This is a genomic window from Pseudomonas sp. (genome assembly GCF_050739655.1).
In the GTDB taxonomy this organism is placed as follows: domain Bacteria; phylum Pseudomonadota; class Gammaproteobacteria; order Pseudomonadales; family Pseudomonadaceae; genus Aquipseudomonas.
Map to the genome: position 1 here is coordinate 1 of NZ_JBOIBY010000201.1, position 7,959 is coordinate 7,959.

Here is a 7,959-nt window from a genome sequence, read left to right on the forward strand (position 1 = left end):
CAGCTCCTACAAAGGTTTGCGTCAGGCATGAAAAAGCCCGCGTGCCTTGAGGCACGCGGGCTCTTTAGTGTCGCGGGTTTATTACTTCTCGACGAACGCACGCTCGATCAGGTAGTCACCCGGCTCGCGCATGCGCGGCGAAACTTTCAGGCCGAAGCTGTTCAACACTTCGCTGGTTTCGTCGAGCATGCTCGGGCTGCCGCACAGCATGGCGCGGTCATCCTGCGGGTTGATCGGTGGCAGGCCGATGTCGCTGAACAGCTTGCCGCTGCGCATCAAGTCGGTCAGGCGACCTTCGTTCTCGAACGGCTCGCGGGTCACGGTCGGGTAGTAGATCAACTTGTCACGCAGCGATTCACCGAAGAACTCGTTCTGCGGCAGGTGCTCAGTGATGAACTCGCGGTAGGCGACTTCGTTGACGTAACGTACGCCGTGGCACAGGATCACTTTTTCGAAACGCTCATAGGTTTCCGGGTCCTGGATGACGCTCATGAACGGCGCCAGACCGGTACCGGTGCTGAGCAGGTACAAATGTTTGCCAGGCTTGAGGTCATCCAGCACCAGCGTGCCGGTAGGCTTCTTGCTGATGATGATCTCGTCGCCTTCCTTCAGATGCTGCAACTGGGAAGTCAGCGGACCATCAGGCACCTTGATGCTGAAGAACTCGAGATGCTCTTCCCAGTTCGGGCTGGCAATCGAGTAAGCGCGCATAAGCGGGCGGCCGTTAGGCTGTTGCAGGCCGATCATCACGAACTGACCGTTCTCGAAGCGCAGACCCGGATCACGGGTGCACTTGAAGCTGAACAGAGTGTCGTTCCAGTGATGAACACTGAGGACACGCTCGTGGTTCATGTTGCTCATGTACGTGGGACTCCTGGAGATTAGTCTGCGCTTGCTCTTGAATGACCAGAGCCTTGGTGCGCAATTGCATCGCATTCTAATAGCGACGACAATATCTGTTAACTGGATTATTAAGATAAGGGTTATCGGTTATATCGATATGCGATTTACTCTTCGTCAACTTCAAGTATTTGTCGCCGTCGCCCAGCAGGAAAGCGTATCCCGTGCTGCGGGGCTGCTCAACCTCTCGCAATCGGCGGCGAGCACTTCCATCACCGAACTGGAGCGCCAGTGCAGCTGCCAGTTATTCGACCGTGCCGGTAAACGCCTCAGCCTGAACGCCCTCGGCAAACAATTGTTGCCGCAAGCAGTGGCTCTGCTCGACCAGGCCAAGGAAATCGAAGACCTGCTCAATGGCAAGTCCGGCTTTGGCTCCCTGGCGGTGGGCGCGACGCTGACCATTGGCAATTACCTGGCGACATTGCTGATCGGCAGTTTTATGCAGCTTCACCCGGAAAGCCAGGTGAAGCTGCATGTGCAGAACACTGCCAACATCGTGCAACAAGTAGCTCACTATGAAATTGATCTGGGTCTAATCGAAGGTGACTGCAGTCATCCGGACATTGAAGTGCAAAGTTGGGTCGAGGATGAACTGGTGGTGTTTTGCGCACCGCAACACCCATTGGCCAAGCGCGGCACCGCGACCATGGATGAACTGAGCCACGAAGCCTGGATTTTGCGGGAAAAAGGTTCGGGCACGCGCTTGACTTTCGATCAAGCCATGCGCCATCACCGCAGCGCGCTGAACATCCGCCTGGAGCTTGAGCATACTGAAGCGATCAAGCGCGCAGTGGAGTCCGGACTGGGGATTGGCTGTATTTCACGGCTGGCGCTTCGGGATGCGTTCCGTCGTGGCAGCCTGGTGGCTGTGGAAACGCCGGATCTGGACCTTGCGCGGCAGTTCTACTTCATCTGGCACAAACAGAAGTACCAGACATCCGCGATGCGCGAGTTCCTAGATCTGTGCCGCGCCTTCACCGCCGGGGTTCAGCGCAGCGACGAGATCGTCCTGCCAACGATCGCTTAAAGCAGAATCACTGCCCACACCAGCGCGATCATGGTCAACGCCACAAGTTGCGCGGCGCTGCCCATGTCCTTGGCGTTTTTCGACAACGGATGCAATTCAAGGGAAATGCGGTCGATGGCCGCTTCTACCGCCGAGTTGAGCAACTCGACGATCAGGGCCAGCAAACATACGGCAATCAGCAAGGCCTGTTCGACGCGGCTGACGTTCAGGAAGAACGACAGCGGAATCAGGATCACATTGAGCAATACCAATTGCCGGAATGCCGCTTCGCCGGTGAAAGCTGCGCGCAGGCCGTCCAGCGAATAGCCGGAGGCGTTGAGGATGCGTTTCAGGCCGGTCTGGCCTTTGAAAGGTGACATAGAGTACGCAACTGACCAAAAAGGAGTGGGAAAGCTAGATTAACCAAAGTCAAAAAAGCGTGAAGATGCCAACCCTTACTGGCTGGAAATTGACTCAAGTTGTTGCAGGAGTAAAGCAGCCTGGGTACGGGTGCGTACGTTCAACTTACGGAAAATCGCGGTGACGTGAGCCTTGATAGTCGCTTCGGAAACACTCAGTTCGTAGGCAATCTGCTTGTTCAGCAAACCTTCGCAAACCATGGTCAACACCCGGAACTGTTGCGGTGTCAGGCTGGCAAGGCCTTCACTGGCCGCCTTGGCCTCATCGGAGACGTTGACGGCTTCGAACGCTTGCGGCGGCCAGTACACATCACCATCAAGGACCGCTCGCACGGCTTTCTGAATGACGCTCAAGTCACTGGACTTGGGAATGAAACCACTGGCGCCGAATTCACGGGACTTGACCATGATCGTGGCCTCTTCCTGCGCGGACACCATGACCACCGGAATTTGCGGGTACTGGCCACGCAACAACACCAGGCCGGAAAAACCATATGCCCCAGGCATGTTCAGATCCAGCAGCACCAGATCCCAATCGGCTTTTTCAGTCAGGCGGGTTTCCAGTTCGGCAATGCTTGCCACTTCCACCAGACGGACATCCGGGCCGAGGCCCAGGGTCAACGCTTGATGCAATGCAGAGCGAAAAAGAGGATGGTCATCGGCAATCAGGATTTCGTATGTGGCCATTTTTCAAATGATCCTGTTTTTCAAACAACTCAAAGTACAGCCACGCAGCTGCACCCACAGGGCACGTTCAACACCAATACATACGGCGTATCAAATTTCGGCCGCACCCTAATCGGCGCCAAGCATGCCCAGCGAAGCCGGGGTGGTCAAGCCACCTGGCCAGTACAGTTCTTTGCAGTATGGGCGACAATCAAGCCGGAACCGGGGCGGGGCGCTGCACAAATGGCAGCAACTCGGCATGTGCCGGCGTTTCATCATTCATCTCGAGCTGTCGCTTGGCATCGAGATAATGCTGGCTGAACACGTCGAAATAAGCGTCCAGTGCCGATGCCGCCTGCTCATCGCCCGCCAGATCGAGGCATAGCGCCGCGACTTCCGCTGTGCACAGATGTTCGCTGCGCGTGGATCGGCGCAATTGATATCGGGACAATTTCTCGGGCAGCAGACTGAGGATCGGCAGCGAGTCAAAATAAGGGCTTTTGCGGAAAATCTTCCGGGCTTCGGTCCAGGTCGCGTCCAACAGAATGAACAGTGGTCGCTTGGAGCTGTCGATCGCTACGCTGTGGGTCACGCGCTCGGGCTCGACATATTCCCCGGGAAACACCAGATATGGCTGCCATTGCGGATCCGACAACAATGCCAGCATCTGCGGATCCACTTCGGTACGGGACCAGATGAACGCATGGTTATCGCGCACTACATCGGCAATCAGCCAGCCGGTGTTGCTCGGTTTGAACACTTCCTTGCTGGTCATGATCAAGCACACGCCGGAGCGTGTCTCGACCTGCGGGCGCCAGGCACACAGGCAGTGGCTCTCGATCACGCGACAGGCGCGGCAACGGGTTGCCCGCCAGCCACGGGCCTGAATCGGCTTGATGCCTTCGTCTTCGCGCTGATCGCGCAGACGGGCTACCGCATTGGGGGCATGGCTCATCGCAGGCAACGCCGGCAGAAACGTGAAGTCGACACGAAAAAAAACACTCGCAAAGGCAAAAGTGCCGGCAGTTTACCAGACCGACAGGGGCAAGCCTGTACCGTCCAGGCTACCTCCCCTATAATTCGCCGCCACTGAACGCACAGTCACGTGATGGGTCAAAACACCCACACTGCCCCAGGAGAGTTTCATGCTGCGCCTTATCGTTCCTACCGCTGCCATTGTGCTGGCGTCGTCCTTCAACGCTCAGGCTGCATCCTTGAGTGAGCAGAATCTGAACAGGGAGCTGCGAAACGTCGCCACACAAAGCAGCGTTGGCACGCCACGGGCGATCAATGAAGACATTCTCGATCAGGGCTACACCGTCGAAGGCAATGTGCTGGTCAACCACTTGAGCGTGCAAAGCAGCCACGCCAACAAGATGCGTGCCGACCCGAAAGCTGTGTACTTCCAGCTTGGCGCGTCTGTGTGCAACAACCCGTCCTACCGCAAGCTGATGGCCAAGGGCGCGATCATGCGTTACGACTTTACCGAGGTGAAGACTAACCGTGCGGTCGGTTCTGCGAGCTATCAGGAATCGGATTGCCCGAAAGCAACGCCGAAGAAAAAGTAATCAGTCGGAATTTGCGCGCCGCTGTTCATCCTCGGCGCGCAGCTCTGCCAGCAGTGCCTGCAGGTAACTTGAACGCCGCTCAGCCATAAGCCGTCGGCAGCACTCCTCTTCAAGACTCAAATGATTGGTCTCGGCTGATGACTTGAGCAATCGATACAGTTGCGTATCGACCTCTAATTCCAGAATGACTCTGGCCATGGCTTCCGCCTCCTTGCACTTCGCTCTCGTTGAGCGATCAATCCCTGTACCGCTCTTACCGCTCGTACCGTGCGCCCTGCCTTTGACGCAAAGTTGTCGTATCACGCCTGTAATTTAGTAAATCAGAGTGCGGGGCTCTCGGCTCGCGTTCAGACGAGCGGTGAAACCACCTTGCAAATCGTCAATAAGCGATTGCCAGGAAAGACTTTGCGGCGCAATGATCAAACAAGCGCAAATCACCGCGAGGGTCTAGATTTCAGGTACACACATTCAATTGTTCAGGGCAGGAAAAGGGCCGCCCGCGAGATATTTTTTGCTGTACGAACGATTCTTTCACCCAAGGGAAAAACAGCCCCTGAATGGATGGCCCGATGACTATTCGGGACAACTGGATCGCCCAGGCATGGGCCTGGGCAGACATCGACACATGAAGTGTCGTGGCGTCGACGATTGCGTGGTCGAAGCCGAAGGTTCTGTGCAGAAGGAGAAGTTGAATGCCTTACCAACCGAATGACCTCCTGAGCCGTCATTTTGAAGAAAGCGGCCACGACCTCATCAGCAAGGTCGAAGAGCAACTCAACCTTGTTTCGCCCAACAGCCCGAACATCCCGATCTACCGCGACATGATCCTGACCGTGCTGCGCATGGCCCAGGAAGACCACACCCGCTGGAATGCCAAAATCACCCTGCAAGCCCTGCGCGAACTGGAGCACGCCTTTCGGGTGCTGGAACAATTCAAGGGCAGACGCAAAGTCACTGTTTTCGGTTCCGCCCGCACCCCCATAGAACACCCGTTGTATGGCCTGGCGCGCGAGCTCGGCGCCGCGCTGGCACGCTCAGAGATGATGGTCATCACCGGCGCCGGTGGGGGCATCATGGCTGCCGCTCACGAAGGTGCCGGCCTGGCAAACAGTTTGGGATTCAACATCACCCTGCCCTTCGAACAGCATGCCAACCCAACGGTTCAGGGCACGACCAACCTGCTGCCCTTTCACTTCTTCTTCACGCGCAAGCTGTTCTTCGTCAAGGAAGCCGATGCCCTCGTCCTGTGCCCCGGCGGTTTTGGCACTCTGGATGAAGCGCTGGAAGTCCTGACGCTCATCCAGACAGGTAAAAGCCCGCTGGTTCCCGTAGTACTTCTGGACGCGCCCGGGGGCAAATTCTGGCAAGGAGCGCTGGAGTTCATTCAGCAGCAACTGGAGGAGAATCGCTACATCCTGCCCACCGACATGAATCTGGTGAAGCTGGTCTACAGCGTCGAAGAGGCCGTGGAGCATATCAACCAGTTCTATGGCAACTTCCACTCCAGCCGCTGGCTCAAGCACCAGTTCGTGATTCGCATGAACCACAAACTCAGTGAACAGGCCCTGGAACACATGCAGAAGGCATTCGCCGACCTGTGCCTGAGCGATCACTTCCATCAGTACGCTTACAGTGACGAGGAACACGACGAAGCGCAGTTCAGCCACTTGGCGCGACTGGCATTCACGTTCAACGCCCGCGATCACGGTCGTTTACGAGCGCTGGTGGATTACATCAATCTTCCGGAAAACTGGGCGCAATCCCAACCTCAAGCACAACAACGCACGCGTGCGCCGTCTCAGGTTACGTGAGGGCAAAAAAACGGCCCGCTATCGAAATAGCGAGCCGCTTCAGTCATTCGTCCATCCCTCGGCCGCTTAACAAGCGGCTGATCATTTCCATGGAAAACCCCCGATACGCCAGGAACCTGCCTTGCTTGGCACGTTCCCGAGCGTCGATTGGCAATTGCCCGGAGAACTTGCGCTGCCAGGTGTCTGCAAGTTGCTCCTGCCAGTCGATGCCGCTCTCACGCAGGGCGAGCTCGATGTCGCCGCGCTGCAATCCACGCTGGTTCAACTCTTCACGAATACGCAAAGGGCCATAGCCGGAACGAGCACGATAGGAAACGAAGCTTTCGAGGTAACGGGATTCGGACAACAAGCCCTCTTCCGTCAATCGGTCGAGCGCTGTTTCGATCATTTCAGGGAGTGCGCCGCGCTGACGCAGTTTACGCGTCAGCTCGACACGACCGTGCTCGCGTCGCGCGAGCAGGTCCATTGCGGTTCGCCGCACCGCGACGAGTGTATCGAGTACGGCGGTCATCAGATCAATCAGATATCAGCGTCAGCCAGGTCGTCTTCGGTCTCTTTGACCGCAGAAGCTTTGGCGTCTGCTACCGACGCAGGGGACAGCAACTTGTCACGCAGCTGTTTCTCGAGCGTGGCGGCGACGTCCGGGTTATCCGCCAGGTATTTGGCCGAGTTGGCTTTACCCTGACCGATCTTGGTGCCGTTGTAGGCATACCAGGCACCGGATTTTTCGACGAAACCGTGCAGAACGCCCAAGTCGATCATCTCACCGTTGAGGTAGATGCCCTTGCCGTAAAGAATCTGGAACTCGGCCTGACGGAACGGCGAAGCGACCTTGTTCTTCACAACCTTGACGCGGGTTTCGCTACCGACGACTTCATCACCTTCTTTCACCGCGCCAGTGCGGCGGATGTCCAGACGAACCGAAGCGTAGAACTTCAGCGCGTTACCACCGGTGGTGGTTTCCGGACTGCCGAACATCACGCCGATTTTCATACGGATCTGGTTGATGAAGATAACCAGGCAGTTGGCGTTCTTGATGTTACCGGTGATTTTACGCAGCGCCTGGGACATCAGGCGGGCTTGCAGGCCCACGTGCATGTCACCCATTTCGCCTTCGATTTCAGCCTTCGGCACCAGCGCCGCCACGGAGTCGACGATGATCACGTCAACCGCGTTGGAACGCACCAGCATGTCGGTGATTTCCAGGGCTTGCTCACCGGTGTCCGGCTGGGAAACCAGCAGGTCGTCGACATTGACGCCCAGCTTGCCGGCGTACTCTGGATCAAGGGCGTGTTCGGCATCGACGAATGCGCAGGTCGCGCCAGCTTTTTGAGCCTGGGCGATCACGGATAAGGTCAGGGTAGTTTTACCGGAAGATTCAGGACCGTAGATTTCAACAATACGGCCTTTTGGCAGGCCGCCGATGCCGAGAGCGATGTCCAGACCCAGAGAGCCAGTAGATATGGCCGGGATCGCCTGACGGTCCTGATCGCCCATACGCATTACGGCACCCTTGCCGAATTGACGTTCGATCTGACCCAGGGCCGCAGCCAAGGCTTTCTTCTTGTTGTCGTCCATTAAAGTCCTCA

General features: G+C 56.9%; 10 protein-coding genes. 3 read left to right on the top strand and 7 right to left on the bottom strand.

All coding sequences use genetic code 11. The features are described from left to right. Window positions 1-81: 81 nt before the first annotated feature. Complete coding sequence (fpr, locus tag ACRESJ_RS09600; protein WP_007947184.1) at window positions 82-861, bottom strand: ferredoxin-NADP reductase; 780 nt, start codon at window positions 859-861, stop codon at window positions 82-84. Window positions 862-1,000: 139 nt separating this feature from the next. On the opposite strand from fpr, the gene ACRESJ_RS09605 reads away from it, so the two are divergent. After that, window positions 1,001-1,927, top strand: a complete 927-nt coding sequence (locus tag ACRESJ_RS09605) for a LysR family transcriptional regulator (protein ID WP_431757700.1) — start codon at window positions 1,001-1,003, stop codon at window positions 1,925-1,927. On the opposite strand, the gene ACRESJ_RS09610 is transcribed toward ACRESJ_RS09605, so the two are convergent. The 3 genes from ACRESJ_RS09610 to ACRESJ_RS09620 form a co-directional block, all read right to left on the bottom strand. Continuing rightward, window positions 1,924-2,286: a diacylglycerol kinase gene (locus tag ACRESJ_RS09610; protein WP_008060649.1), complete on the bottom strand. Its 363-nt coding sequence runs from the start codon at window positions 2,284-2,286 to the stop codon at window positions 1,924-1,926. The genes ACRESJ_RS09605 and ACRESJ_RS09610 overlap by 4 nt on opposite strands. Before the next feature lie 75 nt (window positions 2,287-2,361). Continuing rightward, on the bottom strand, window positions 2,362-3,012 hold the full coding sequence (gene erdR, locus ACRESJ_RS09615; protein WP_431757701.1) for a response regulator transcription factor ErdR: 651 nt from the start codon (window positions 3,010-3,012) through the stop codon (window positions 2,362-2,364). Between the two features lie 190 nt (window positions 3,013-3,202). Then, window positions 3,203-3,946 carry a tRNA-uridine aminocarboxypropyltransferase gene (locus tag ACRESJ_RS09620; RefSeq protein ID WP_431757702.1) on the bottom strand — a complete coding sequence of 248 codons (744 nt, stop codon included), beginning with the start codon at window positions 3,944-3,946 and terminating at the stop codon, window positions 3,203-3,205. Window positions 3,947-4,136: 190 nt separating this feature from the next. Here ACRESJ_RS09620 and ACRESJ_RS09625 point away from each other — a divergent pair, with 190 nt between their 5' ends. After that, complete coding sequence (locus tag ACRESJ_RS09625) at window positions 4,137-4,559, top strand: PA3611 family quorum-sensing-regulated virulence factor (protein WP_431757703.1); 423 nt, start codon at window positions 4,137-4,139, stop codon at window positions 4,557-4,559. Here ACRESJ_RS09625 and ACRESJ_RS09630 read toward each other — a convergent pair whose 3' ends face one another. Then, window positions 4,560-4,757 carry a hypothetical protein gene (locus ACRESJ_RS09630; protein WP_431757704.1) on the bottom strand — a complete coding sequence of 66 codons (198 nt, stop codon included), beginning with the start codon at window positions 4,755-4,757 and terminating at the stop codon, window positions 4,560-4,562. Window positions 4,758-5,251: 494 nt separating this feature from the next. Between ACRESJ_RS09630 and ACRESJ_RS09635 the strand changes: the two genes are divergently transcribed. Further along, on the top strand, window positions 5,252-6,370 hold the full coding sequence (locus ACRESJ_RS09635; RefSeq protein ID WP_431757705.1) for a TIGR00730 family Rossman fold protein: 1,119 nt from the start codon (window positions 5,252-5,254) through the stop codon (window positions 6,368-6,370). 43 nt (window positions 6,371-6,413) lie between these two features. Here the strand turns inward: ACRESJ_RS09635 and recX are convergent, their stop codons facing one another. Then, window positions 6,414-6,881, bottom strand: coding sequence for a recombination regulator RecX (gene recX, locus ACRESJ_RS09640; protein ID WP_431757706.1), 468 nt, complete (start codon window positions 6,879-6,881; stop codon window positions 6,414-6,416). An 8-nt stretch (window positions 6,882-6,889) separates the two neighbouring features. Then, entirely contained in the window at window positions 6,890-7,948 is a 1,059-nt protein-coding gene (gene recA, locus ACRESJ_RS09645) for a recombinase RecA (RefSeq protein ID WP_056856170.1), read from the bottom strand. Window positions 7,949-7,959 lie beyond the last annotated feature (11 nt).